Consider the following 24,730-nt stretch of genomic DNA (forward strand, 5'->3'; position numbering starts at 1 on the left):
GCAGCGGGCGGTGGCGGATGAATGCACCGCTCGCGGTTGGTTCGGATGAGAAAGAGGGAAATCGGTCCATGTCGCAATTTGAGAACGTAACCGCAGTGAAGAAAGCGAACATCTATTTCGACGGCAAAGTGACCAGCCGCACCGTGATTTTTGCGGACGGAACGAAAAAAACGCTGGGCATCATGCTGCCCGGCGAGTATGAGTTCGGTACGGACACGAAGGAAATTATGGAGATTCAAGCGGGGGAGCTGAAGGTGCTGCTGCCCGGCGCCAGCGAATGGCTGGAAATTAACGGAACAGGCGAATTTACGGTGCCGGCAGGCGCCAAGTTCAAGCTGGATGTCCGCACGGTGACGGACTACTGCTGCTCCTACATTAGCGAATAACGAAAAGCAAACCCCGCACACCCGATCTGGTATAACGAACCAGATAGGCCGATGCGGGGTTTTTGCAAAATGAATCAGGCTTGGGAAGCTTTCTCTTGCTCTTCCGATTGGACTCGGATGTATTCCTCCAGTTTGAGCCGCACGTATGGCGGCAGTCCCGACAGCATGCAGCCGTAGCGGAATAGCCCGTTGTCCGGATCGATGCGGATGATGCGCGCCGTGATCGGCGGCAGGTCCGCTTCCTTCGGAAAGTGAAGCACGATGAACATATCGCGGGCGAGCGGGAACGAAGAAACGATGCGGATGCCGCTCTCCGACAGGTCGACCAGCGAGCCTTCGATCAGCTGCCCGGAGAAGGAGCCTTCCTGCTCCCATTGGTAGACGGATAAGTGCAGCTTGATGTCAAGCTGAATGCGCGCGTTACGGCGGCGTTCGGTCATGACTTCGGCAGACTTGTCCCGGCTGCTGACCTGCATGTGCATCCAATCCTCATAGCATTGGATGACCGAGCACAGATCATTTTCTCCGAGGCCTTTGGCAAGGCCCATCTGGAATAGCCCTGTAGCGGTGCGTAGCATCGGCGAAGGCATCTGGAACCCGTCAGCTACGTCTCCTGCGAGCAGCAAGTCTTTCAGCATCAGCTTGGTCGAGAACTGGTTGCTGAAGTCGCGGCTTACGATCTTGGAGCCTTTCAGCTCGGCTTGTCTGCTGTTCGCGCCGCCGGCAAGGACGATGCTCAGGAAGCTTTCCGGGTCGAGACCGGCTTTGGTCACCATGGACAAGCCTTCCATCAGCCCGAGCGCATTGATGCCGACCATCGTATTATGCGCAAGCTTCGCATAGGAGCCGGAGCCGCTTGGCCCCATATAGACGATTTTGCTGCCCATAGCTTCGAAGACGTCGCGCTGCGCGTCCAGCGTCTCTTCCTGCCCGCCGACCATGAAGACGAGCGTGCCGTTCTCGGCCGCAGGCTTGCTGCCGGTAATCGGCGCGTCCAGGAAATCGACCAGATGCAATGCCAGCTCGTCATAAATTTTGCGGCTCGTCGCAGGGGAGACCGTGCTACAATCGATCACGGTTTGTCCGGGACGCAGGCTGTGAGCCAGTCCGTTCTCGCCGAACAAGCTGTCCAGAACGACCTGGTCGTTGCTCAGCATTGTGACGATGACATCCGCTTCTTTAGCGGCTTCAGCGGGGCTAGCTGCCTGTGCGGCGCCGAGGGCGACAAGCTCCTGGGCTTTGTCCGCCGTCCGGTTGTAAACGTTCACGCGAAAACCTTTTTGGATCAAATTGGCAGCCATAGGTTTGCCCATGGTGCCGAGTCCGATAAACCCGACAGTTTTCATGATCATCCATCACCTCTTGCCTGTATTTTAACATTTTGCCAGTGAGCTGTGAATTGTTCTCTTGCGTTTCGGCTAGAAAGTAAAGTATTCTATACACTATAGGGATTTAATGTGTTACCGTACGACCAAAGCTTCGATTCGAAGCAAGGACAAGTCTTACCCGCATGTCACAGAGAAAAACGATTCGGACGGGAGGATGTATTTGGAATGGGAGCTAAACTTCGTTTTGATTACAGCAAGGCTCTTGGTTTCATTCAACAGCACGAGGTGGATTACTTGGCGGGTGCCGTAGCCGCCGCGCATAATCAATTGCACGACAAAACAGGCGCCGGGAACGATTATCTCGGTTGGATCGATCTCCCGGTCAATTACGATAAAGAAGAATTCGCCCGCATCCAGCAGGCGGCCAAGCGCATTCAATCGAATTCCGACGCGCTTGTCGTCATCGGCATCGGGGGCTCCTACCTGGGGGCCAGAGCGGCGATTGAGATGCTGTCCCACAGCTTCTACAATCTGCTGCCGAAGGATAAGCGCAAGACGCCGGAAATTCACTTCGTCGGCCAGAACATCAGCTCCACCTACGTGACGCATCTGCTGCAACTGCTCGAAGGCAAGGACATTTCCGTCAACGTCATCTCCAAATCCGGCACGACGACGGAGCCTGCCATCGCTTTCCGGATTTTCCGCGAGCTGCTTGAGCGGAAATACGGTAAAGATGGGGCGCGCGAGCGCATCTATGCGACGACGGACCAAGCGAAGGGCGCGCTGAAAAAGCTGGCGACCGAGGAACGCTACGAAACGTTCGTCATCCCGGACGATGTGGGCGGCCGCTATTCCGTGCTGACAGCCGTCGGCCTTCTGCCGATCGCTACCGCGGGCGTGGACATCGAAGCGATGATGCAGGGCGCGGCGGACGCGCGCGAGGTTTATTCGAACCCGAACCTGAAGGAGAACGAAGCGTACCAATACGCTGCGGTTCGCAATGCGCTGTACCGCAAGGGCAAAACGACGGAAATTCTCGTGAACTACGAGCCGTCGCTGCATTACGTCTCTGAATGGTGGAAGCAGCTGTACGGCGAGAGCGAAGGCAAGGACAACAAAGGCATTTACCCGTCTTCGGTCGATTTTTCCACGGATTTACATTCCATGGGTCAATTCATTCAGGAAGGCTCGCGCAACTTGTTTGAGACCGTCATTCAAGTCGAGCAGGTGTCGGAGCAAATCACGATCGGCACCGATCCGCAAGATCTGGACGGCTTGAACTTCCTGAGCGGACAAACGATGGATTTCGTCAATAAAAAGGCGTTCGAGGGTACGATGCTTGCTCATACGGACGGCGGAGTGCCGAACCTGATCGTCACGCTGCCCGATCTGTCGTCATATACATTCGGTTACATGGTTTATTTCTTTGAAAAAGCCTGCGGCATCAGCGGTTACCTGCTGGGCGTCAACCCGTTCGACCAACCGGGCGTGGAGGCATATAAGAAAAACATGTTCGCACTGCTCGGCAAACCGGGCTACGAGAAAGAAAAGGCTGCGCTCGAGGCCAGATTGTCGAAGTAACTCGCAGCGCGCGGAAAAAGCGGTTCATCCCCCGGGATGGCTGCTTTTTTTGCAGGCATCCCGGACGCCGGATGTTCCAGAGGCTACGGCCTGATAAGGAGGCGCCAGGAAACGTCTATGTTAACGCGGTACAGAACGGTTAAGCGATTCGGCTCGGCGGAGATCGTCATTAAGAAATCCCGGTTTATCGGGTTTGCGAAGCCGGTCGAGACCGAGGAAGAAGCCGTTGCATTCATTGAGAGCATCAAGAAGGAGCATTGGTCCGCCACGCACAACTGCTCGGCTTACATGATCGGAGAACGCGATGAGATTCAGAAAGCGTCCGACGACGGGGAGCCGAGCGGGACGGCGGGAAAGCCGATCCTCGAAGTGATCAAAAATCAAGGCCTGAAAAACGTCGTCGTCGTCGTGACCCGTTATTTCGGGGGCATTATGCTGGGAGCGGGCGGTTTGATTCGCGCCTATACCGACGGGGCGGTCGCCGGACTTGCCGCGGCGGAGCAGGTGTATAAGGTGCTCCACCGGGTAGTGCTGGTGGAGGTCGATTATACGTGGCTCGGCAAGCTAGAGAACGAGCTGCGGAATCGCGGCATGATGATGGGCGAGACCGTTTTCACTGATAAGGTGACGTTGAGCTGCTTGCCTTTAGTTGAGGAAGCGGATACATTTGCCGCATGGATGACGGATTTGACCCAGGGTCAAGGGACGATCATCCATGGAGAAGAACGTTACGTAGAGCATGCTGAGCTTCCGTGAAGCGGAAGCCGGCGGCTTTTAGTATAAATCACGCATAGAAATGAGGGAGGCACTTGGCAAGAAAAGCAGTTGCACAAGAACTAAGCCGGATGCGCATTTTGGAAGAGGCGCGGCAGCTTTTTATCGAACACGGTTATCACGCTTTAACCATGCGAAGCATCGCAAAGTCGATGGGTTACAGCCACGGAGCATTGTATTACCACTTCAGCGAAAAAGCGGAGCTGTTCTATGCGCTGGTCAACGAAGATTTCAAAATGCTGCTGGAGCGCCAAAAAGACATGCTAAACCGGTCCCGTCTCGGGGATATCGGACAACTGGAGAAGCTGATGCATGAGTTCATCCGCTTCGGGCTGGACAATCCGCATCATTACGAAATTATGTTCATGATCAAAGATCCGGAACTGCTGCGGTACTCCCGGGAAGAGCAATCGCAATGCCTCGATCTGTTCGCCGCGGTCGTCCGGTCCGTCGTCTCCCGTCAGCCGGGGAACGAGAAGAAAATGTACAGCTTGCCCTGGAGTTTGTTTATGTCCATGCACGGCTTCATCTCGTATAACATTCATTACAATCAAGCGTATCAGGATGTTCGAAAGCTGGCAGAGCAGCACGTCAAATATTTGTGCGAAGGACTACAGGGGTAACACGTTACCGAATAGGTAAATTTTTTTCACCCGTATGCTTCATTACACTAATGCGTTGTCGCTTCCTCGCTTTATTCTTTACCCCCGAATGAATTTTACAAGGCAAGAGCGCTCGCGGGGCCCGTCAAATTCGCAGAAATAAATGCCCTGCCAGCGGCCCAGTACCAACCGCGAGCCGGCCACAAGCACGGTTTGGGAGGACCCCGTCGTTATCGCCTTCAGATGCGAGGCGGTGTTCCCCTCGGCATGACGGTACTTCGGATGCGTCCAAGGGTATACTTCATCGAGCCGCATCAGCACGTCGTGGCGGACATCGGGATCCGCATTTTCTTGAATGGTGATGCCTGCCGTCGTATGGGGACAATAAATGACGGCAAGTCCCTCTTCCAGTTGTTCCTGCTTCAGCAGATCGTGAATCAGACGGGTAATTTCGATCATTTCGTCGCGCTGCTTCGTATGTAGGTGGAGCGTGTGAAGCATGACAAAACCTCCTTCGGTTTTTGTTCGGGGATGCAGGTCCGTCATCATTATATTACACCGGGCATGCCCCTACAAAACATGGTACAATGGAAGGGAAAACGAAAGGCGCACGAAAGGGTGACCCCGGTGAATTTAACGACGAACACGTTTGAAAACACGGAATTTATGATTGAAGAAATTAAGAAGAAGCTGCGGATGGCTTCCGGCGCCGCGCTGAAGGCTTCCCAGCTCAATGACGAGCAGTATGAAGAGCTGCGCGACATTTATGAGATGGTCGCCGGGAAGAATCAATTCAGCATCAGCGAAATCGAAGCGATTACAACGGAGCTTGGCCGTTTGCGTCGAGGCTGAACGGAGCGATGGCACCTGCAAATGCAGGACAGGACGATGGCACATCTTGCTTGGCCGGCGGGGCATTTATACAAGCAGCCCCGGTGTCCATCCCGTACTATATAGCGTTATCCTCATCTATTAGGGCCACGGCCCGACGCTACTATTCGGAGGTGTGCGCATATGCCAAAAGCAGTCCGCAAGCAGGATGTCGCCAAGCTGGTAGGCAAGCAGATTTATGCGGTCAAGAAAGACGGAACGGTCGTAGAAGGCAAGTTGGTGCGTATTAACGGCAACCAATTGATGATTTCCACTCGCAATGGCAAGCAGGTGAAAACGTCCGCGATTCTCCCGCTCGTTCTGTTTGATCTTCTCGCCATCGGAACGTCTCCATTCGCCTTCGGCGGATTTGGCGGCTTCGGCCCATTTGGGTTTGGCGGCTTCGGTCCGTTTGGATTTGGCGGAGGTTTCTGGTAAGACGTCCACAGAAATGCGCGGTCCATGTGAAAAATCCCGTTCTGTGCGGTTATCCGCTGCAGGACGGGATTTTTGGATTGGTCCAGGGGCTATTTAAACCCTTTGTCTTGCGCTTTGCCGCTCCAGATGAACATGAACGCAAGCGAGGCCGCCACAATAAGAAGCGGGAGGTACATGATCATGTAATGTTCCATGGATCTTCATCCTTTCTTCTGGCCTTGAACGTAGCCGGCATCGAACAGGAACAGCCGCAGCAGCAGCCACATGGACGGGATCAGTACGAGTAAGCCGGCGATAAAAGCGATGACGAGCGTAAGAGCCATCGTTTCGTTCGTGAAGCCGCCGTAGATATTAATGTACGGGTATAACACATAAGGCAGATGTGCCGCTCCGTACCCATAGAAAGCAAAAGCAAATTGCAGCATAACCAGAACGAACGCCCATCCGTAATTTCGGCGCTTCCAGATGAAATAGACGGCAATCAGGAAGCACAGGAAGGAAGCGGCAAACATCCAGTACAGGTCGAGCATGTTCTCAAAATGCCGCGGATTCTGGGTTCGGATGCCCAGAAACACCAGAAAGCTCGAGAGGATGGTCGGGCCGCTCCAGAGCAGGGCGTAACCGCGGACGACCTCCAGTGCATTCCCGTCCCTGGCTTTGGCTGCGTAGTACGTCAGGAACATCGCGGAGATGTACAGCACGCTGACGATGGCCAGCAGCACGACGCTCCACGAATAGGGACTTGCAAGCAGCTTGGGCCATAGAAACAGCACTTCGCCGCCGCGCTCTTCGATAAAGCCGCCTTCCGAGATGGTCAGCACCGTCGAGAGCGAAGCGGGGATCAACAGTCCTGTCGCTCCGTACAGCAGCATGTATCCGCGGTTTTCTTTGCTGCCGTAGGTGCTGAACGCATAATACGATCCGCGCAGGGCGAGCAGAATGACCGCTACGCTGCCCGGAATCAGCAGCGCCGTGCCGTAGTAATACGCTGTGTGCGGGAAGAAGCCGACAATTCCGACGACGAAGAAGATCAGGAAAACGTTCGTGACCTCCCACACCGGGGACAGATAACGTTGGATAATCTTATGAATTTTATTTTGTTGCCCGGTGATGACGCTGTAGTAGCTGAAAAATCCTGCGCCGAAATCGATGGAGGCGACGATGAGATAGCCGTACAGAAACGTCCACAGGACGGTAATGCCGAGCAGCTCGTAGCTCATGTACGGCGGCCTCCTTTCTCGATGCCGAGCGAGATCATTTCCTCGAAGACGTCATGCTTGCGGAACAGCTTGCCGAGCACGCGTACGACCGTGAAGCCGAGCAAGAGATACAGGAAGCAGAACAAGACGAGCATCATATCGACATGGTCCGACGTGGTGGCCGCATCGGATACTTTCATGAAGCCGCGCAGGATCCAAGGTTGCCGGCCAAGCTCTGCGAAAAACCAGCCGACCTCGATGGTCAGCATCGCAAGCGGGCCTGCGACGACAATCATGCGCAGCAGCCAGCGCGGCGCTTCCAAGGTTCGGCTGAGTCGGCGCCGGAACAAGTACAGAAGGCCGACGAGCACCAGAAACATGCCGCTGGCGATTTTGAAATTGAACAGGTAGTGAATCACGAGCGGCGGCCATTCGTCCTTAGGAAAATCATTAAGGCCGATCACTTTGCCCGCAGGATCGTTATGTGCGAGTACGCTGAGCATATACGGAATGGAGATGCCATATATGACTTCGTTGTTTTCGTCCAAGGCTCCGCCAAGAATGAGCGGTGCGTGCGTCTCGGTCTCAAAATGCCACTCGGCCGCCGCAAGCTTCTCCGGCTGATACTTGGCCAGAAACTTGCCGGACAAGTCGCCGATCGCTGCGGTACTGATCGCAAACACGAACGCGGCGGTCATCGTCAGCTTCAGCGCTTTTTTGTGATAGAGGTGATCCTTGCCGCGCAGCAGCTGCCAGGCGGCGATAGCGGCCAGAATCAAGGCGCACGTCGTGTAAGACGAAGCGAGCACGTGAGATACTTTCGTCGGCGTCGCCGGGTTGAACATCGCAACCAGCGGCTGCAGGTTCTTGATGACACCATTCTCCAAGGTAAATCCGCGCGGCGTATTCATAAATGCGTTCAGCGTCGTGATGAAGAAGGCGGAAGCGGACGACCCGATCACGATCGGGATCATCAGCAGCAGGTGGGTCGTCTTCTTCTTGAACCGGTCCCACGTATACAGGTAAATGCCGAGGAAAATCGCCTCGATAAAAAAGGCGAACGTCTCCAGAAACAGCGGCAGCGCAATCGCCTGCCCGGCGATCTTCATAAAGCTCGGCCACAGCAGACTGAGCTGGAGGCCGATGGCGGTCCCCGTGACGACGCCTACGGCGACCGTGATGACGAAGCCGCGCGTCCAGCGGCGGGCCAGCAGCAAGTAGTGCGGGTCGTTCGTCCGGATGCCGCGCCATTCGGCAAGCGCGATCATAACCGGAACGCCGACGCCGATCGTAGCGAAGATGATGTGGAACGACAGCGTCAGTTCGGTTAGCATTCGGCTGAAAAATACCGGATCGTATTGCATAAGACGTTCATCTCCTTCAGGCGTAGCAGGATGTATTTAAGTGAACAATCTCCTGAGAAAAGCAAGCAGCATGACGAACCCGACGATGAACATAAGGATCATCAGACGCTTTTCATGCTTTTTGTAAGGCTCCAACGGATCATCACCTCTCCCAAGAAACAATTAAACAAAATGGTTCTTGGTTCAATCTTACCCCAATACATGTGATATTTTTCACACAATTATGGTGAACTGTTGAAGAAAGTATGGCGACTTGATGAAGGGAGGGGAGGAATGGTGGTGAGGCAAAGGGTAGGGAAGAGGGGAAGCTCCCACCTAGGTTGACGGCTTTGATTCTTTTTTTATGCAGGCCGGCCTGCGAAAAGGATTATGACGAATAATGTCGAATTATGGGGAAAGCTACTTGGGAATTGAGGAGGCGAATGCCATTTCCGAGCTGTGCGGGATTGACGTTACGAAAAAGAAGAAGATCAGTCTTGCTACGCTTTTAACAGGGCTGGTTTCCCTTTCCGTCGCGCTTACTTTGACGATTCTGCTTCTGGCGTCCTATCATTCCAATAAGCAGTCGTTATTCGAAACGAGATTCGCCTTGAACCACTCGGCTGCGGCCAAAATGAGCCAGTCCATCGATTCCTTATTCAAATCGATGCGGGCCGGATTGAAATACACCGGCGCCTATATTTCGGTAAATCATCTATCTAATGAGCAGGAGTTGCAAAAGCAGCTTGAAATGCTGCGGCTCAGCGGCAATTTTTTCAACTCCATCGCCGTCGTAGATGAAACGGGTCTCGTCCGCAGCGTAGCTCCGTCTTCTGTCGGCACGGTGGGACAGCATATCACCACGGAAGCTGCCAAAGAAGCGCTGGCATCAAGAAAGCCGTATATGTCCAAGCCCTACACCTCGTCTACCGGGCGTCGCATCGTTTTTATGAGCGAACCGCTGTACGACAAAGACGGAGTATATCGCGGCTTTATCGGAGGCAGCCTTTATTTGCAGGAAAACAATATATTGAATACGATGTTTGGCAAGCATAACATCGATGGCGACGGATCGTACTTTTACATCGTGAGCTCCAGTGGTCATTTATTGTACCATCCGGACAAATCCCGGATCGGGGCCGATAACAGTGCAAATCCCGTCGTACAAAAGGTACTTCGGGGCGAAAGCGGGTATGACCAGGCGCCCAACTCCCGAGGAATCATCTTTTTGGCCGGTTATTCTCCCGTTCCGGAAAACGGCTGGGGCGTCATCGTGCAATCTCCCATCAGCGTCGTATACGAGGAATTGGACAGTTATATCCGAACGATCCTCGTCTATACTCTGGCACCGTTTATCGTATTGATGATCACCGCCATATGGCTTGCCCGGCGCTTGGCCCGTCCGTTCGTATCCCTGGCTAACCTGGCCGGTAAATTGGGGAGAGGCGAAAAAATCGTTCTTCCGGACATCAAACATCACTGGAACCGGGAAGCTGACTTATTGACCCAGACGATTACGCTTGCGTTAAGCGATTTGCGGAAACAGACCGATCAATTGACACATGCTGCCATGACCGATTCTTTAACGGGGCTAACGAACCGAAGAACGTTCGAATCCATCATGTCGCAATGGACGGAAAAGCAGCAGCCTTTCGCCCTTATCATGATGGATATCGACCGGTTCAAGTCGATCAACGATACCTACGGTCATCAGGCGGGCGACGAAGTATTGAAGCACTTGGCTCGCATCCTCACTTCGTCCGTGCGCTCCAATGACGTATGCTGCCGCTACGGCGGAGAAGAATTCGTTGTGCTTCTTCCGTTCACCACCGCGCCGGATGCCTGGATCACGGCGGAACGGGTTCGTATAGCCTTTGAAACACGGGAGAACCCCCTTGGAATCCCGCTGACGATCTCATTGGGTATCGCTGACTATCCATCCCACGCCGAATCCCCCGAACTATTGTTTCAACGGGCCGACCATGCTTTGTATCAAGCCAAGGAAGCGGGGAAGAACAGGACGATCATAGCCGATTAGAAAACGGAGCGCTCCCATGGTTCGAATCGTGGAGGCGCTCCGTTTTTTTAATGAATCATCAGCTGCCGTTCGGGCTCTGTGCGTCCCATTCGTCCGCAAGCAGGCTGTATACAGCCAAATCGATGTAACGGTCATATAGCTTCTGAGCGCCGCGGGCGACGCCTTCTTGCGTAAAACCGAGCCGCTCGGGAATGGCGCGGCTTTTGGTATTCCCGGTGCCCGCCATAATCTCGATCCGGTGCAGCTTCAGCTCCCCGAACGCGTAATCGATCATCGCGCGGCAGGCAAGGGTCATGATCCCCCGGCCCTGAGCGGAGGCGGCCAGCCAATACCCGATGGCCGTCTTGCGGTTCATCCAGTTGAGCGAATGATGGTCAATCACTCCACACAGCTTTCCCTCTACAAGAATGCCTGCGGTTATTCCTTCGCCCTTGGCCCACTTGTGCCGGGCGGATTCGATGAATCCGCGGCTGTCCTCCTCCGTCTGCGTCATGTCGATCCAAGGCATCCATTCCCGCAGATAGGCGCGGTTGTCGTCCGTCAGCCGGAATAGCTCTCCGGCATCCCCCGGTTCGAGCAGCTTCAGTTCCAATTGCGAATCAATGCGGTATTTAAACACGGTTGCGGCTCCTCTCCGCGGCTTTCGGCGGGGCTATTTTTCCTGCTCGAACAAAGACAGGAACGCTCCGTAGCCTTCTTTCTCCAGATCGGCCTTCGGAATAAAGCGGAGCGCCGCGGAGTTGATGCAGTAGCGCAATCCGCCTTGATCTTTGGGGCCGTCTGGAAAAACATGGCCTAGATGCGAGTCGGCTTTGCGGCTGCGGACCTCCGTCCGGATCATGCCGTGGCTGTAGTCGGGCTTTTCCTGCACAAGGGGCGGTACCACGGGCTTCGTGAAGCTCGGCCAGCCGCAGCCGGAGTCGAATTTGTCCAGTGAGCTGAACAGCGGCTCGCCCGAGACGATATCGACGTAAAGCCCTTCTTCCTTATGATCCCAGAATTCGTTGCGGAACGGAGGCTCGGTGCCGTTCATTTGCGTTATTTCCCACTGCATCGGCGTCAGCTTGTCTTTCAGCTTCGCTTTGTCGGCTGGCGTATTCCAATGGCGCTTGATGAAATCGTCGCGTCCCGACGCCTTGCGGTACGAATTGTAACGCAGCGGATTGGTTTTATAGAAATCCTGATGGTAGTCCTCCGCAGGGTAGAAGACGGAGGCGGGAAGGATCGGCGTTACAATCGGACGGTCGAAGCGGCCGCTGGCATCGAGCTCACGCTTGGACGCTTCCGCTTTCTGCTTCTGCTCCTCCGTATGGTAGAAGATGGCCGTTTGGTAAGACTCCCCCCGGTCGTGGAACTGTCCGCCTGCGTCTGTCGGGTCGATCTGCTGCCAGAACAGTTGAAGCAAATCTTCGTAAGGGAAGACGGCGGGCTCGAACGTAATTTGCACGGCTTCCAGATGTCCGGTCGTTTCGGAGCATACTTCCTGATACGTCGGGTTTTCCTTATGACCGCCCGTATACCCGGATACGATCTTAACGATGCCGGGCAGCTCGTCAAACGGCTTGACCATGCACCAGAAGCAGCCGCCGGCAAACGTGGCCAGCTCGGTCGGTTGTTGACTCATCGGATTCACCTCTTCGATAAAGTTGGGGGAGTGATGTTCATGTTTATTCGTATATACCATTATACTGCACGCGGGCAAGGGGGCCAAATCGAAGGGAGAGGCAGACGGCTGCGGAACGGACTGAGGCTCGGGGAAATAATGGGAGAGGCAATTTCGTGGTCGGTTCCTGCGGACATAAAAAGGAGGTCCGTTTGGACCGCCCAGATCAACAAGCTCGCTTGAGTCACCGAGCTTTTTATGAGTTTGCATTGGTGAGCATGGATCATATTTCTGGTTGCATGATTTCCGGGGCCTATTTTTGCAAATAGAGGAAGCACGATGCGTTAAGTGGAGTATTCGAAGCGGCTACGGGGTATAGCGGAACTGCAATCACTTAACCGTGTCGAAAAATGTTCATACTCCCCGCAATGAGGGCGTTAACGCATCACAGGTTCTCTATTTCGGGCAGATGGGCTAATCCGCATCCAATAGCGCACCCGCAGTTCCTCTAATGCAGTGACCGGCAAGCTGAAGCCGATTTTGTCCAGCCTCGGTCCGGTTGGACTGCCCATCATTGGATTATTTCGCCACGGCCGACGACGCAGCCAGCGCGCTAACGACCCGGTCGCCAACCTCCGAGGTGGTGGCGGTGCCGCCCATATCCGGCGTTAGCGCCACACGCTCGACCATCACCTGCTCCACGGCTTGCAGCACGGCTTTGCCCCAGCGCTCCTGGCCGAGAAAATCGAGCAGCTGGCTGGCCGACCAGACGGCCGCAAGCGGATTCGCGATCCCGCGTCCGGCGATGTCGGGCGCCGACCCGTGGATCGGCTCGAACATCGACGGATACGTGCGATCGGGGTTCACATTCGCGCCTGCGGCGAGGCCGAGCCCGCCGGCGATGGCCGCTCCGAGGTCGGTCAGAATATCGCCGAACAGGTTCGACGTGACGACGACCTCGAACCGCTGCGGTTGCTTGATCATGAACATCGCCGCGGCGTCGACCAGATACGAGTACGTTTTGACGTCGGGGTATTCCCGGCCGACCTCTTCGAATACTTGGTCCCAGAACACCATCGAATAGTTCAAGGCATTGCCTTTGCTGACGCTGGTCAGCGATTTGTTCAACCGGCGGGCGGTTTCGTAGGCGTACCGGATAATGCGCTCCGTCCCTTTGCGCGAGAACACACCGGTTTGCAGCACGACTTCCTCCGGCTTGCCTTTGAACAGCCAGTCTCCGGCGCCCGCATATTCGCCCTCGCTGTTCTCGCGGATGACAAGCATATCGATGTCCGCTTTGGAGGCGTCTTTGAGCGGGCAAGGGGCTCCGTCCAGCAGCTGAATCGGACGGATGTTGACGTATTGGTCGAATTCCTTGCGGATGCGCAGCAGCAGGCCCCATAGCGAGATATGATCCGGAACGCCGGGATAGCCGACCGCACCCAAATAAATGGCGTCAAACGAACGAAGCTTCTCCATGCCGTCGTCGTCCATCATTTTGCCGTGCTTCGCGTAATATTCGCAGCCCCAAGGAAAGGTGACGAATTCAAAGCGAAAGGAGGCGTCGAGCTCCGCTGCCCGGTTCAGCACCTTGACGCCTTCGGCGATGACTTCGGGACCGATGCCGTCGCCGGGTATGACCGCAATGCGATACGTTTTCATGTGATTATCCCATCCTTTCCTTGTCCGCACGCGGCTATTCGTCCAGATTGACGACGACGGTTACGGTTTCGAGCATTTCCTCGATAGCGTAGGCAGGACCTTCCCGTCCGATGCCGCTTTCCTTGACGCCGCCGTACGGCATTTGGTCCGCGCGGAAGCAGCAGGTATCGTTGATAATGACGCCGCCCACTTCGAGCAGATGCGGAATTTGATAAGACAAGGAGAGGTTGCTTGTGTAAATGCCTGCTTGCAGCCCGTACTTGGAGTCGTTGACCAGACGGGTCGCTTCCTCGATCGTATCGAATGTCGTCACCGTGACGACGGGAGCGAACACTTCTTCGTCGACGACCTTCATGCCTTTGGAGGCGTTCGTGATGACCGTCGGCTGGAACAAACTGCCTTGGCGCGTTCCCCCGGTTAAGACGTTGGCGCCTTCCCGCACCGCTTCGTTGACCCACGCCTCGATGCGCTGCGCTTCCTTCTCGCTGATCATCGGCCCGACGTCCGTAGCGGGATCAAGTGGGTCGCCGACCTTGAGCTTCTCCACATGGCCGAGAAACGCCTTCATGAACGGCTGGGCCACGTCCTTATGGACAAAAATGCGCTGCACGGAGATGCAGATTTGCCCGGCATGAGCGAATGCCATCTTGGCCAGCCGCTCGGCGGCCTTCGCTACATTGCCGTCCTCGTGGACGATGGTCGCCGAGTTGGAGCCGAGCTCCAGCGTCGCTTTTCGCAGGCCGATCGTCTGCTTGATATGCTTGCCGACGCCGGGGGAGCCGGTGAACGTGTAGTACGTAATCCGCTGATCGTGCAGCAGCTGCTCGCCGACCGTGGAGCCGTCGCCGACGACGCATTGGACGTACCCGGCTGGCACACCCGCCTGCTCCAGCAGCTCGCACAGCTTGAGCGCAACCGCTGCGGTATCCGAAGCGGGCTTGATCACGATCGGGTTGCCCGCAGCCAGCGCAGGGGCGACCTTGTGCGACACCAGATTGAGCGGGAAGTTGAACGGCGTAATCGCGCAGATAACGCCGACCGGCTTCTTGATCGTATAGATAAAGCGGTTGCCGACACCGGGTGTAGCCTGCGTCGGGACGATGTCACCCTTCAGATGCTTCGCTTCTTCAGCAGCGAGCAGGAACGTGTTGGCCGAGCGGATGACCTCCACCTTGGCGTCGGTAATCGGCTTGCCGCCTTCCTGTGCGATGATCCGGGCAATCTCGTCCGCTTGCTCCCGCAGCAGAGCGGATACTTTGGAGAGCACGGTATAGCGGTATTCCGGCGTAAACGGCACCTCGCGAAAGGCGCGCTCCGCCGACTCAACGGCCAAGGATACCTCTCGCTCGCCGGCTTTGCAGACCTGCGAGAACAGCTCGCCCGTATATTTATTGTAGATGGGGTGAACGTGTTCCGTTTCCACCCATTGTCCTCCGATGAACAGCTTTTGTTTTGCGGTTGCCGTTTGCATAGCGAAACCCCCGTTCGTTAGTGTGATTTGGCTTTGTGCAGGTTACAGCCTGTTTTTTTCTCAATCCACCGCAGCAGGAAATCGATACTGACGGCCAGCAGCGCCGCGGGGATGGAGCCGGCCAGAACTTTGACGTCGTCGGTCGTCGCGATGCCGCGGTAGATCATCTCGCCGAGACCGCCCGCGCCAACGAAGGTGGCGATCGTCGCCACCCCGATAGAGATCACGGTGGCGACCCGGAATCCGGCCATCATGACCGGCATCGCCAGCGGGAACTTCACTTTGACGAGCAGTTGCAGGTCGGTCATGCCCATTCCTTTGCCGGCCTCGATCAGGTGCGGGTCCACGTTGCGCAGCCCTTCGTACGTATTCTGAATAATCGGCAGAAACGAATAACAGATCAGCGCGATGATGGCAGTCGTATAGCCCAGACCGAAAAAGATCATGACGATAAGCAGCAGTGCGATCGAAGGGATGGTCTGCACCATGTTGACGAATACTTGAATCGTTTGGGCGATTGTGCGGTTGCGCGTCATGAAGACGGCAAGCGGGACGCCGATGGCAGCAGCCAGCAGTACGCCGCTCAGGCTCATATACAGATGCTCCAGCGTCAGTTTCAGGAGCTTATCCCAGTCTCTTGCCATCATCTCGAACACGCCGGCGAACGTTTGCATGAGGCTTCACGCTCCTTACGATTTCAGTAATCCTTTTTGCTTCAGGAAATCCTTGGCGACTTGCTCCGGCTCCACCTTTTTCACGTCGGCCTGATAGTTGAGCTCGGTCATCGTTTTCGTATCGATCTGCCCCGCGAGCTTGTCCATGATTTCCTTGATTTCGGGATGCTTCTTCAACGTATCGTTGCGGACGACGGGGGAGGCTTGGTACGGCGGGAAAAACTTTTTGTCGTCCTCCAGCGTTTTCAGATTGTATTCCTTGAGCCGCGCATCGGTCGAGTACGCGAGCACGATATCCACGTCTTTGTTGCTGACGGCCTTGTAGACAAGTCCGATCTCCATCGGGGATGTTTTGCCGAATTCGAGGCCGTACGCTTTCTTGAAGGCCGGGTAGCCGTCAAGCGTCCGCTCCAGCCAGGCGTTGTCGGTGCCCAGACGCATTTCTTTGGCATGGGAAGCGACGTCGGATACTTTGTTCAGCTTCCATTGGTCGGCCAAATCCTGCCTCACGGTGAACACGTACGTGTTCTCAAAGCCGTAGGAGGGGAACCACGTTTGATCGAATTTCTCCTGAATGCCCTTCTGCACCATGGCGAGGGCGGCAGCGCTGTCCGCAGGCAATTCCTTCACGCCGAGCGTACCTGTGAGGTCCGTGCCGACGTAGCGGACGGCCGAAATCTGGATTTCGTTGCTTTTCATCGCATTGACGATCACCGGCGTGGAGCCTAGCCCCGTCACGATATCCGCCTGCAGCTTCCGGTCCTCCATCATCAGCTTGATCATATTCGCAATGATCATCTGCTCGGAGGTCGATTGCGAGCCGATTTTGATCGTTTCTTTGGAAGAACAGCCTGCAAACAGCCCGGCCGTTAACGTCAGCGCCAGCAAAAGCCCCATCGTCTTTTTCATGATGAATCCCCCCATATGAGTTTTAAGGCTTGCGCAACCCTTTGGGCGTACACAGGTGTTGGAAACGTTTGGTGATAAAATCCGCAAGCACGGCGAGAATAGCGGCCGACATAGCGCCGGCAACGAGCATGTCCTGATTGGAGTTCGTAAGCCCGGTGAACACCAGATACCCGATCCCGCCTCCGCCGATCAGCGAAGCAAGCGTCGCCCAGCTGATCGTGTAAATCGCAGCTGTCCGAAATCCTCCCATAATGACAGAGATGGCGAGCGGAAGCTCGACTTGGAACAAAATTTGCAGGTCGGTCATGCCCATGCCTCTTGCGGCTTCTTTGGTAGCCGGATTGACTTCCCGGATACCCGTATACGTGTTCTGGAGCATCGGCAGGATCGAATACAGGAACAGCGCCATAATGGCGGGAAACGTGCCGATGCCGATGAGCGGAATCATGAAACCGAGCAGCGCAAGGCTCGGAATGGTCTGAATGACGTTCACGACGCCGATGACGTAATGGCTTGCTTTCTCCTTGCGGGTCAGCAGGATACCGAGCGGTACGGTCACGAGAAAGCCGGCGCCTACCGCTATTGCGGAGATATACAGGTGCTGCCAGATGACCGCCAAAATATCGGCGTATCGCTCGGAAACAAAGGCGAGAAACTCGTTCATGCTTGCCGTCCCCCTTTTTTTGTCAGGACATTCCTGGCTGAAACTGGATGACGTCGTGGCTGGGCTGCGGTGGAAGATTGGTGCTTTGAATCGGCGTTTTTAACCGCTTCGGGCCGATGAAATCGGTTACAAAATCACTGGCAGGACGGTGCAAAATGTCCGCAGGCTCTCCGAGCTGCACGACGCCGCCGCCCTGCATCAGACAGATGCGGTCCGCGATCTTGAGCGCCTCGTCCATATCGTGGGTAACGAAGACGATCGTCTTGTGGATCGCTTTCTGCAGCCGGACGAATTCGTCCTGCAGCTGCTCGCGGCTGATCGGATCGAGCGCGCTGAATGGCTCGTCCATCAGGATGATCGGCGGATCGGCCGCCAAGGCCCGGATGACGCCGACCCGCTGCTGCTGCCCGCCGCTGAGCTGAGCGGGGTAACGGTTCTTGTACACCTTCGGGTCGAGCCCGACCATGTCGAGCAGCTCGTCGACCTTTTTCTCGTAGGCGGCGGGGTCCATCTTTTTCAGCTTCGGGACGAGCGCCACGTTTTGTCCGATCGTCATATGCGGGAACAGGCCGATCTGTTGGATGACGTAGCCGATGCCGCGCCGGAGCTCGACCGGGTCCTGCTTGGAGATGTCCTGGCCGTTAATCTCGATCGTGCCGGAGGTTGGCTCGATGAGCCGGTTAATCATCTTCATGGTCGTCGTTTTACCGCAGCCGCTTGGACCGATCATGACGAACAATTCGCCGCCGTGTATTTTAAGGTCCAACTGCTTGATGATCTGGTGGCCGTTGTACGTTTTGGACACGTTTTTGAAAGCAATCATTCGATGTCTCTCCCTCCTCAAAGTTTTGCGAAGCAAAACTACTTCGTAAGCATAGGCTAAGTTTTGCGGAGCAAAACTACTTCGTAAGCATAAGCTTCGTTTTCGGCGAACGCTCCTTTACAGGTCCAAGGCTTCCCGCACCAGCTGCGCAAAATGATGCACGCCATGCTCCGTCGGGGAGCAGATGCCTTGACTGAACGCGCGGGACTTGAAGCCGATCTGCTCCAGTTCGACAATCTCCACGTCTTCCTTGCGCACTTGATCGGTGAAGGCGAGCAGCTCCTTTTGCTTCTCCGTCGGCTCGTCGCCTTCAAGAAATACGGTGTAGACGCCGAGCGTCGTCTCGTGGTCGACCGGGAACATCTGGATCGCAGACAGGTTGCCCGGCCCCGGATAGACCGTATACATCACGTTCGGCCATATCCAGTAGAAGCGGCCTTCCTTCACTTCGGCGTCGTCGTAATCACTGCGGCTTTGCTTGACCGACGAGCCTTGAATGTTGCAGTACGGACCGTTGATGATGTTGTATTTGCTCATGTCCAGCGTCGCCACGAAGCCGGGATGGGCAATCGGACAGTGGTCGCACTCTAAGAAATTATCGATGAACGCCTTCCAGTTGCATTTGATGATCCGCTGTTTCACCTCGTGCTTCTTCAGCTTGCCGAGAAATCCGAACTGTCCGATGTCTTCGAAAAAGTCGGCATAGGTTTCGGCCAGCGGCGCTGCGTTCTCGTCCAGATTGACGAAGATGAGCGAAGCTTGCGTCTCCACCCGCACGGACTTCAAGCAGTGGGCCCCGCTGCAGAAATCGTCCGATTCTTTGAAATTCGGGGCCTTATGAAGCTGACCGTTCAATTGGAACGTCCAGCCGTGGTAGGAGCACTGCAAAATCTTTTTATGTCCGGCCGCTTCCTTCTCCAGCTTCGTGGCCCGGTGCGGACAGACGTTATAGAAGGCGCGCAGCGTACCGTCCTGGTCGCGGACGACGATAATCGGTTCGCCCGCAGCCTCACAGGTGAAGTAATCGCCGGGCTTCGCCACCTGGCTCGTATGTCCGACGTAATTCCATGCCTTCGAAAATATTTTTTCTTTCTCCAGCTCCAAAATGCGGGGGTCCGTGTATAAGTAATAAGGCAGCGTAGGCAAAGCGCCCGTGTGGGAAACCGTCGATTTCTGCAGTGTCATGTCAGATAGCCCCTTTCGAATGTCCGTGATTTTGTGCCGTGGCATCCGGCCTTGGCGGAACTTGCATGCGCTTACAAGATAGCGCTTTCAAAACGGCGGTGATATAATATACCCGTACCGCCTCCAGCGATCGCCGGGCTTCCGTTCAAGTCGCTGCCGGCATTTCGCTTTCGTTTATAGTTATAGCAAGTTCCGTGCCAACCGCAAAAAGCCCGGGAATAGGGGAAATCCTGCCGTCCCTCGTGAGAACTGCCGTAATTTTGAGTCGTTTTTGACTCAAATGAGTTATTTTTGACTCATTAAAATCGAATCGAATGGAGGAGAACGCCGAATGTCAAACCCGACGCAGCCCATCGAACCGATTCAGATCAGCCATGACACGCTGCAAAAAATATTGGACAACTCTTCGGATGAAATCTTCGTCGTCGACGGCAGCCAGCGCATCGTCTATGTCAATCATGCCTGTGAGCGGCATTACGGACTCAAGCCGGCCGAGGTGATCGGCCGCAATACGATGGAGCTGTTCGAGGAAGGGTATTGGACGCCTTCCATTATTCCTCCCGTATTCGAGCGGAAGAAGACGGTCACGATGAAGCAAACGACGTACCTCGGCGGTGAACTGATCACGACGGCGGTGCCGATTCTGAACCAGGCGGGCGACATCGAGCTGGTCGTCATCAACTCCAAGGAGCTGCAAAATTACAAGAGCCTGGAGATCAAGGACGCTCAGACGGGACAACCCGCCGATCCGGATGCGCCGGAAGCAAACTTAATAACGAACAGTGAGAAGATGGAGAGCGTCATCAAATTTTGCAAAAAGATCGCAAGCGTCGATTCGACCGTGCTGATTCAAGGCGAATCCGGTACGGGCAAGAGCGTCCTTGCAAAATATATTCATAAAATGAGCCGCCGCAAAAAAGGTCCGCTGCTTACGATCAACTGCGCGGCGATTCCGGAGGAGCTGCTCGAATCGGAGCTGTTCGGCTATGCGCAGGGCGCGTTCACCGGCGCGAGCAAAACAGGCAAGGTCGGCCTGATCGAATCGGCAAATAACGGCACGCTGTTTCTCGACGAGGTCGGGGAAATCTCGCCGAAAATCCAGGCGAAGCTGCTGCAGGTGATCCAGGACCATGAGTTCATTCCGGTCGGCGGCCGGGAGACGAAAAAGGTGGACATCCGCATCATTGCGGCCACCAACCGGAACTTGTACGACATGGTGCAAAACCGGCAGTTCCGGGAAGATCTGTACTATCGGCTCAACGTGATCGATATCAAAATTCCGCCGCTGCGCGAACGTACGAAGGACATTATTCCGCTGACGTATTATTTTCTGCACAAATTCAACAAGCAGTACGGCGTCAACCAACTGATTTCGCAGGCGACGCTGGACATTTTCTCCGCTTACTCCTGGCCGGGCAATCTAAGGCAGCTGGAAAATCTGATCGAGAAGCTGGTCGTCACGACCGATTCCGTCATTGAAGCGTCGGACTTGCCGGAGCACATGCTCCAGCATACGAAGGCCAGAACGCCGTCCGCTTCGCTGCCTGCGGCGCTGGACGATGCGCTGGCGGAGGTCGAAAAGCAGCTTGTCACGGCCGCGTACCAGAAGCTGGGGAGTACGCGCAGAGTGGCCGAGCATTTGCAGATCAGCCAAACGAAGGCTGCACGCCTGATCCGCAAGTACGGCGGCTCCTCAGGCGAGCCGCCGCACTAATGCGATGCCATATACCCCGGGCCGTTCAGGCCTGCGTCCGCAGCCGGGAGGACAAGAGGTGCATCTCCTCCCGGTATTTCATCACCGTCCGCCGCGAAATCCGAATCCCTTCCCGCACGAGCAGATCGGTAATCTTCTGGTCGGACAACGGGGTGCGTTTATCCTCTTGCTCGATCAGCAGCTTGATCTTCGCCTTGACGCTCGCGGCCGATGCCGCGTCGCCTTCCTCCGTCTGCAGCCCCGCCGAGAAAAAATAGCTCAGCTCGAAAAATCCCTGCGGCGTCTGAACGACCTTGTGCTGTACGGCGCGGCTCACCGTCGACTCGTGAAGCTCCAGCCTTTCCGCTACCGCCTTCAGGTTCATCGGCTTCAGCCGGTCGATACCTTCCGTGAAGAACGCCGCCTGCTCCGAGACGATGCATTCAATGACGCGGTAGAGCGTCCGTTTCCGCTGCTCCACGCTGCGGATCAGCCACTGCGCGGCCTGCTCGTGCTGGCGCAAGTAGCTTTTCGTATCTTTACAGATGCTGTCGGCCAGCATCTGCCGATAGGACGTGTTCAGCGAGAGACGCGGCAAATGAGCCTCGCTCATCCGTATCACGAGCTGCCCCCGCACGCATTCGATGTAAGCGTCCGGTTCGACATAGGCGGCGTGCGTGCTGCCGTACAGCAGGCCCGGACGGGGATGCAGGCTGCGGATATAAGCGAGCGCTTGCATGACATCGTCCAGCGGAATGCCGAGCTTATCCGCAATGGTCTTGTGCCGTCCGGCGCCGAGATCGGCCAGATGACGGCTGACGAGCGGCTCCGCCCAAGGGTGCGCGCCGGGGTCTCTGCGAATTTGCAGCAGCAGACACTCCTGCAAATTTCGCGCGCCGATGCCTGCCGGGGCGGCCTCTTGCAGTCTGTAAAGCGCTTCCAAAACCTCGTCGGCGGAGACGCCGAATACTTCGCCCGCTTCTTCCGGCGAGATCGTGACATAACCGTTTTCATTCAAATTGCCTGCCAAATAACATGCGATCCGGTGTGTCGGCTCGGGCAGACCGATCAGGCGAAGCTCGCCGAGCAGCATTTGCTCCAGCGTCGGAGCCTGCCCGCCGATGTTGTTCAGCGCATGGTCCTGCCGCGTTGTATCGGACCCGGCGGTCCGGCTTCGCGACGGGGGGAGCCACTCGATGTCGAGGACCGGATTTTCCACCGCTTGCTCCTGTAAATATTCCGATAATTCCGTGGCAGACAGCTGCAACAGTTGAATGGATTGTCTAAGCTGCGGTGTCAAATGAACCTTCAACGTCTGCACTTGGGTTAGAGAGGGACGCAATGACATTCGGATCACCCGCTTCGTAAATAATTCGTATGTGTGATCTATTATACAGCACCTGCGGGTGAAAGTTTTAGCGTAATTTTTTCCCTATCCGCTTTATTCGAGTTTTTTGGCCCAATACCCGCCTGAAAATTGCATCGGCTCATAGGAAAACAGGAACGCCTTCGGATCAAGCTCAAGGATCGTCCGCCGCAGCGCACTGTATTCTTTACGCTTGGCGACGATCAGATACAGGCTGCGCATGCCCTGCGCCCCTTCGCCCGCCCAGACGGTGACGCCGTAGCCCTTGGCCCGCAGCGGCGGCGCCAAATCGCGGCCATATTCCGACACGACCTGCAGCGCGATGTAGCCGAGCGCGATTTTTTGCTCGATATACATCCCGAGCAGAATGCCCGCGCCGAAGCTGACGCTGTATACGATCAACCCGAGCGAAGACTCCGTGTAATTCAGCACCAGTGACAACCCGGAAATATAGATGAAAATTTCGAGCGTGCTGATAGCGGAAGCCAAATATTTTTTTCCCTTGATCATCAGGACGACACGGAAGGAGTTGAGTGCGACATAAGCAATCTGAACGACGGCCATCAGCACATAAATCATGAGAATCCCTTCTTTCGCATAGTTGTTCAACTGGGTTCAAGCAAAAATAGTGCCAATGAACACGGAGCGGGGTGTCAGATCGATCTGGAAGATAGAGGAGGCCGTTTATTAGTTTATCCACGATCGACGAGTGGATGCTTCGGTATGGCGAAAAATAAAAAGATGGGCTCGCCCCAATGCGGCGGGGGGACCCATCTTTCTCGCGTTCAGATCTAGGAGGACACGGTTGGCTGCTGTATGCGCGGCTTCGGCTTCCCGGCGAAGGAGAAGTACGTCCACATGCGCAGCAGCCGCTCCATCGGTCCGAACGAAAACCGTTTCACGTACCAAGCGCTCGCGAAGAGCTGCATCAAATAAACGGCGACCGCCAGTCCGCAGCCGACCGCGACGCCGAGCTTGCCGAACAGGCCGAGACCGTATCCGTAAAAAATCGACGTGCAGATCACCGACTGCATCAAATAGTTCGTCATCGAGAGCTTGCCGACCGCTTCGAACCGCCGCAGCCAAGGCGACTTTTTCGCAGCCGAGCAGAGCAGGGCAAAGCCGAAAATGTATCCGAGCGCCAGGATGCTGCCGCCAAGCATCTCGCCAATTCCCGCCCAGCCGAGCTCCGGAAACAGGGGCTTCAGCGATTTCAGCAGCAGTCCCGTCGGCAGGAAAATCAGCATCCCCCTCAAATAAGCGCTCCGCTCGCCACCCGGGTCCACGAACCACTGCTTCTTGGCGGCGTACATCCCGAACAGAAACATCGGCCCGGTAAACAACGGGGCGAGCAGCAGCATGAAAAAGATCATGTAGCCATTCATCCCGAACGGGTCCGCCGTCTGCCGGTGATGCTTGATTTGCTCATACGTGCCGGTTCCGTAGATATGGTTCGTGTCCTTCACGTACTGCTCCATGCGCGCCTTGTCCTGCTTCGCGGCCGGGTCGTCGGGAGCCTCGGGCGCAAGCCCAAGAAGACCGAACAGGCACAGCAGAATCGTTCCCCAGATCAGCAGCGTCTTCGCTTTCCGGTTCATAAATATCAGCAGAAAAAAGCCCATGATTCCGTAAAAAGCTAAAATGTCGCCTTCCCACAAAAAGGTGGAATGCAGGATGCCGAAGCCGAGCAGCATCAGAAACCGGCGAACGAGATGCCTCCCGGCTTTCAGGCCCTTCGCTTCCATGCTCTCCTTCATCTTGATCATGCCGAACCCGAACAGAAACGTAAAGATCGGCATAAAGCTCCCCTCGACGAAAATTTTGACGAGCTTATGTACGACGGTATCCGCCGGGGACAACGCGAAAAACTGCAGCTCGTCCTTCCCCCAGATTCCGTATTGGAAGATAAGCATATTGGCCATTAAAATACCAAGCAAGCTGAATCCCCGCAGCCCGTCAATGACGTGCAATCTGTTTTTCCCTTCTAGCAACGATATCACCTCGAATCGAGTATAGCACCGCCGGCTAAAGTCCGGTGAAAGCTATCCTTAACGTTTGCTTAACGCCCGCGCGGAAATTTAGCCGGAATTAAGATGCCTCTGGTACAATAAGGATGGAGGG

The 24,730-nt window shown here is 55.6% G+C and carries 24 protein-coding genes and 1 pseudogene; 8 read left to right on the forward strand and 17 right to left on the reverse strand.

Annotated features, from left to right (window positions below; all coding sequences use genetic code 11):
* The first annotated feature begins 68 nt into the window (after window positions 1–68).
* Window positions 69–386: a pyrimidine/purine nucleoside phosphorylase gene (locus QMG93_RS27090; RefSeq protein ID WP_025849509.1), complete on the forward strand. Its 318-nt coding sequence runs from the start codon at window positions 69–71 to the stop codon at window positions 384–386.
* A gap of 74 nt (window positions 387–460) precedes the next feature.
* Here the strand turns inward: QMG93_RS27090 and QMG93_RS27095 are convergent, their stop codons facing one another.
* Window positions 461–1,738, reverse strand: a complete 1,278-nt coding sequence (locus tag QMG93_RS27095; protein ID WP_281942094.1) for an NAD(P)-binding domain-containing protein — start codon at window positions 1,736–1,738, stop codon at window positions 461–463.
* 201 nt (window positions 1,739–1,939) lie between these two features.
* On the opposite strand from QMG93_RS27095, the gene QMG93_RS27100 reads away from it, so the two are divergent.
* The 3 genes from QMG93_RS27100 to QMG93_RS27110 all read left to right on the forward strand — a co-directional run bounded on the left by QMG93_RS27100 (window position 1,940) and on the right by QMG93_RS27110 (window position 4,692).
* Window positions 1,940–3,295, forward strand: coding sequence for a glucose-6-phosphate isomerase (locus tag QMG93_RS27100; protein WP_281942096.1), 1,356 nt, complete (start codon window positions 1,940–1,942; stop codon window positions 3,293–3,295).
* A 117-nt stretch (window positions 3,296–3,412) separates the two neighbouring features.
* Window positions 3,413–4,051, forward strand: a complete 639-nt coding sequence (locus QMG93_RS27105) for a YigZ family protein (protein WP_281942098.1) — start codon at window positions 3,413–3,415, stop codon at window positions 4,049–4,051.
* 53 nt (window positions 4,052–4,104) lie between these two features.
* Entirely contained in the window at window positions 4,105–4,692 is a 588-nt protein-coding gene (locus tag QMG93_RS27110; protein ID WP_029191449.1) for a TetR/AcrR family transcriptional regulator, read from the forward strand.
* 78 nt (window positions 4,693–4,770) lie between these two features.
* Here QMG93_RS27110 and QMG93_RS27115 read toward each other — a convergent pair whose 3' ends face one another.
* Window positions 4,771–5,172, reverse strand: a complete 402-nt coding sequence (locus QMG93_RS27115; protein ID WP_281942101.1) for a secondary thiamine-phosphate synthase enzyme YjbQ — start codon at window positions 5,170–5,172, stop codon at window positions 4,771–4,773.
* A gap of 126 nt (window positions 5,173–5,298) precedes the next feature.
* On the opposite strand from QMG93_RS27115, the gene QMG93_RS27120 reads away from it, so the two are divergent.
* Both QMG93_RS27120 and QMG93_RS27125 read left to right on the forward strand, forming a co-directional pair.
* Complete coding sequence (locus QMG93_RS27120) at window positions 5,299–5,523, forward strand: DUF1128 domain-containing protein (RefSeq protein ID WP_025849503.1); 225 nt, start codon at window positions 5,299–5,301, stop codon at window positions 5,521–5,523.
* A 162-nt stretch (window positions 5,524–5,685) separates the two neighbouring features.
* On the forward strand, window positions 5,686–5,979 hold the full coding sequence (locus QMG93_RS27125) for a hypothetical protein (RefSeq protein ID WP_281942103.1): 294 nt from the start codon (window positions 5,686–5,688) through the stop codon (window positions 5,977–5,979).
* 89 nt (window positions 5,980–6,068) lie between these two features.
* Here the strand turns inward: QMG93_RS27125 and cydS are convergent, their stop codons facing one another.
* From cydS to QMG93_RS27135, 3 genes are read right to left on the reverse strand one after another with little or no spacing between them, the layout of a single operon-like run.
* On the reverse strand, window positions 6,069–6,173 hold the full coding sequence (cydS, locus tag QMG93_RS35450) for a cytochrome bd oxidase small subunit CydS (RefSeq protein WP_413789342.1): 105 nt from the start codon (window positions 6,171–6,173) through the stop codon (window positions 6,069–6,071).
* A 6-nt stretch (window positions 6,174–6,179) separates the two neighbouring features.
* Window positions 6,180–7,199 carry a cytochrome d ubiquinol oxidase subunit II gene (locus tag QMG93_RS27130; protein ID WP_281942108.1) on the reverse strand — a complete coding sequence of 340 codons (1,020 nt, stop codon included), beginning with the start codon at window positions 7,197–7,199 and terminating at the stop codon, window positions 6,180–6,182.
* Window positions 7,196–8,542 (reverse strand): cytochrome ubiquinol oxidase subunit I, encoded by a 1,347-nt coding sequence (locus tag QMG93_RS27135; protein ID WP_281942110.1) that lies wholly within the window; start codon window positions 8,540–8,542, stop codon window positions 7,196–7,198. Before QMG93_RS27135 ends, QMG93_RS27130 begins: the two co-directional genes overlap by 4 nt.
* A gap of 379 nt (window positions 8,543–8,921) precedes the next feature.
* Here QMG93_RS27135 and QMG93_RS27140 point away from each other — a divergent pair, with 379 nt between their 5' ends.
* On the forward strand, window positions 8,922–10,559 hold the full coding sequence (locus tag QMG93_RS27140; RefSeq protein ID WP_281942112.1) for a sensor domain-containing diguanylate cyclase: 1,638 nt from the start codon (window positions 8,922–8,924) through the stop codon (window positions 10,557–10,559).
* A gap of 58 nt (window positions 10,560–10,617) precedes the next feature.
* On the opposite strand, the gene QMG93_RS27145 is transcribed toward QMG93_RS27140, so the two are convergent.
* The 9 genes and pseudogenes from QMG93_RS27145 to QMG93_RS27185 all read right to left on the reverse strand — a co-directional run bounded on the left by QMG93_RS27145 (window position 10,618) and on the right by QMG93_RS27185 (window position 19,550).
* Complete coding sequence (locus QMG93_RS27145) at window positions 10,618–11,178, reverse strand: GNAT family N-acetyltransferase (protein WP_281942114.1); 561 nt, start codon at window positions 11,176–11,178, stop codon at window positions 10,618–10,620.
* A gap of 33 nt (window positions 11,179–11,211) precedes the next feature.
* Window positions 11,212–12,183 (reverse strand): peptide-methionine (S)-S-oxide reductase MsrA, encoded by a 972-nt coding sequence (gene msrA / locus QMG93_RS27150; RefSeq protein ID WP_281942116.1) that lies wholly within the window; start codon window positions 12,181–12,183, stop codon window positions 11,212–11,214.
* 558 nt (window positions 12,184–12,741) lie between these two features.
* Window positions 12,742–13,824, reverse strand: a complete 1,083-nt coding sequence (locus QMG93_RS27155) for a tartrate dehydrogenase (RefSeq protein WP_281942118.1) — start codon at window positions 13,822–13,824, stop codon at window positions 12,742–12,744.
* Window positions 13,825–13,858: 34 nt separating this feature from the next.
* Entirely contained in the window at window positions 13,859–15,295 is a 1,437-nt protein-coding gene (locus QMG93_RS27160; RefSeq protein WP_281942120.1) for an aldehyde dehydrogenase family protein, read from the reverse strand.
* A gap of 17 nt (window positions 15,296–15,312) precedes the next feature.
* Complete coding sequence (locus QMG93_RS27165; protein WP_281942122.1) at window positions 15,313–15,969, reverse strand: ABC transporter permease; 657 nt, start codon at window positions 15,967–15,969, stop codon at window positions 15,313–15,315.
* A gap of 15 nt (window positions 15,970–15,984) precedes the next feature.
* Entirely contained in the window at window positions 15,985–16,878 is an 894-nt protein-coding gene (locus QMG93_RS27170) for an osmoprotectant ABC transporter substrate-binding protein (RefSeq protein ID WP_281942124.1), read from the reverse strand.
* Window positions 16,879–16,900: 22 nt separating this feature from the next.
* Entirely contained in the window at window positions 16,901–17,542 is a 642-nt protein-coding gene (locus tag QMG93_RS27175) for an ABC transporter permease (protein ID WP_281942127.1), read from the reverse strand.
* A gap of 70 nt (window positions 17,543–17,612) precedes the next feature.
* A pseudogene (locus tag QMG93_RS27180) lies at window positions 17,613–18,365 on the reverse strand (ABC transporter ATP-binding protein); the annotation flags it as partial.
* Between the two features lie 117 nt (window positions 18,366–18,482).
* A complete protein-coding gene (locus QMG93_RS27185; RefSeq protein WP_281942131.1) occupies window positions 18,483–19,550 on the reverse strand; it encodes an aromatic ring-hydroxylating oxygenase subunit alpha in 1,068 nt (355 codons plus the stop codon).
* Window positions 19,551–19,881: 331 nt separating this feature from the next.
* On the opposite strand from QMG93_RS27185, the gene QMG93_RS27190 reads away from it, so the two are divergent.
* A complete protein-coding gene (locus tag QMG93_RS27190; protein WP_281942133.1) occupies window positions 19,882–21,264 on the forward strand; it encodes a sigma-54 interaction domain-containing protein in 1,383 nt (460 codons plus the stop codon).
* 25 nt (window positions 21,265–21,289) lie between these two features.
* Here QMG93_RS27190 and rpoN read toward each other — a convergent pair whose 3' ends face one another.
* The 3 genes from rpoN to QMG93_RS27205 all read right to left on the reverse strand — a co-directional run bounded on the left by rpoN (window position 21,290) and on the right by QMG93_RS27205 (window position 24,600).
* On the reverse strand, window positions 21,290–22,591 hold the full coding sequence (rpoN, locus tag QMG93_RS27195; RefSeq protein WP_281942135.1) for an RNA polymerase factor sigma-54: 1,302 nt from the start codon (window positions 22,589–22,591) through the stop codon (window positions 21,290–21,292).
* A gap of 93 nt (window positions 22,592–22,684) precedes the next feature.
* Window positions 22,685–23,188: a DUF2179 domain-containing protein gene (locus QMG93_RS27200; RefSeq protein WP_281942137.1), complete on the reverse strand. Its 504-nt coding sequence runs from the start codon at window positions 23,186–23,188 to the stop codon at window positions 22,685–22,687.
* 212 nt (window positions 23,189–23,400) lie between these two features.
* Window positions 23,401–24,600, reverse strand: coding sequence for a DUF418 domain-containing protein (locus QMG93_RS27205; RefSeq protein WP_281942139.1), 1,200 nt, complete (start codon window positions 24,598–24,600; stop codon window positions 23,401–23,403).
* Window positions 24,601–24,730 lie beyond the last annotated feature (130 nt).

It is taken from the genome of Paenibacillus tyrphae (assembly GCF_027925525.1).
In the GTDB taxonomy this organism is placed as follows: Bacteria; Bacillota; Bacilli; order Paenibacillales; family NBRC-103111; genus Paenibacillus_G; species Paenibacillus_G tyrfis_B.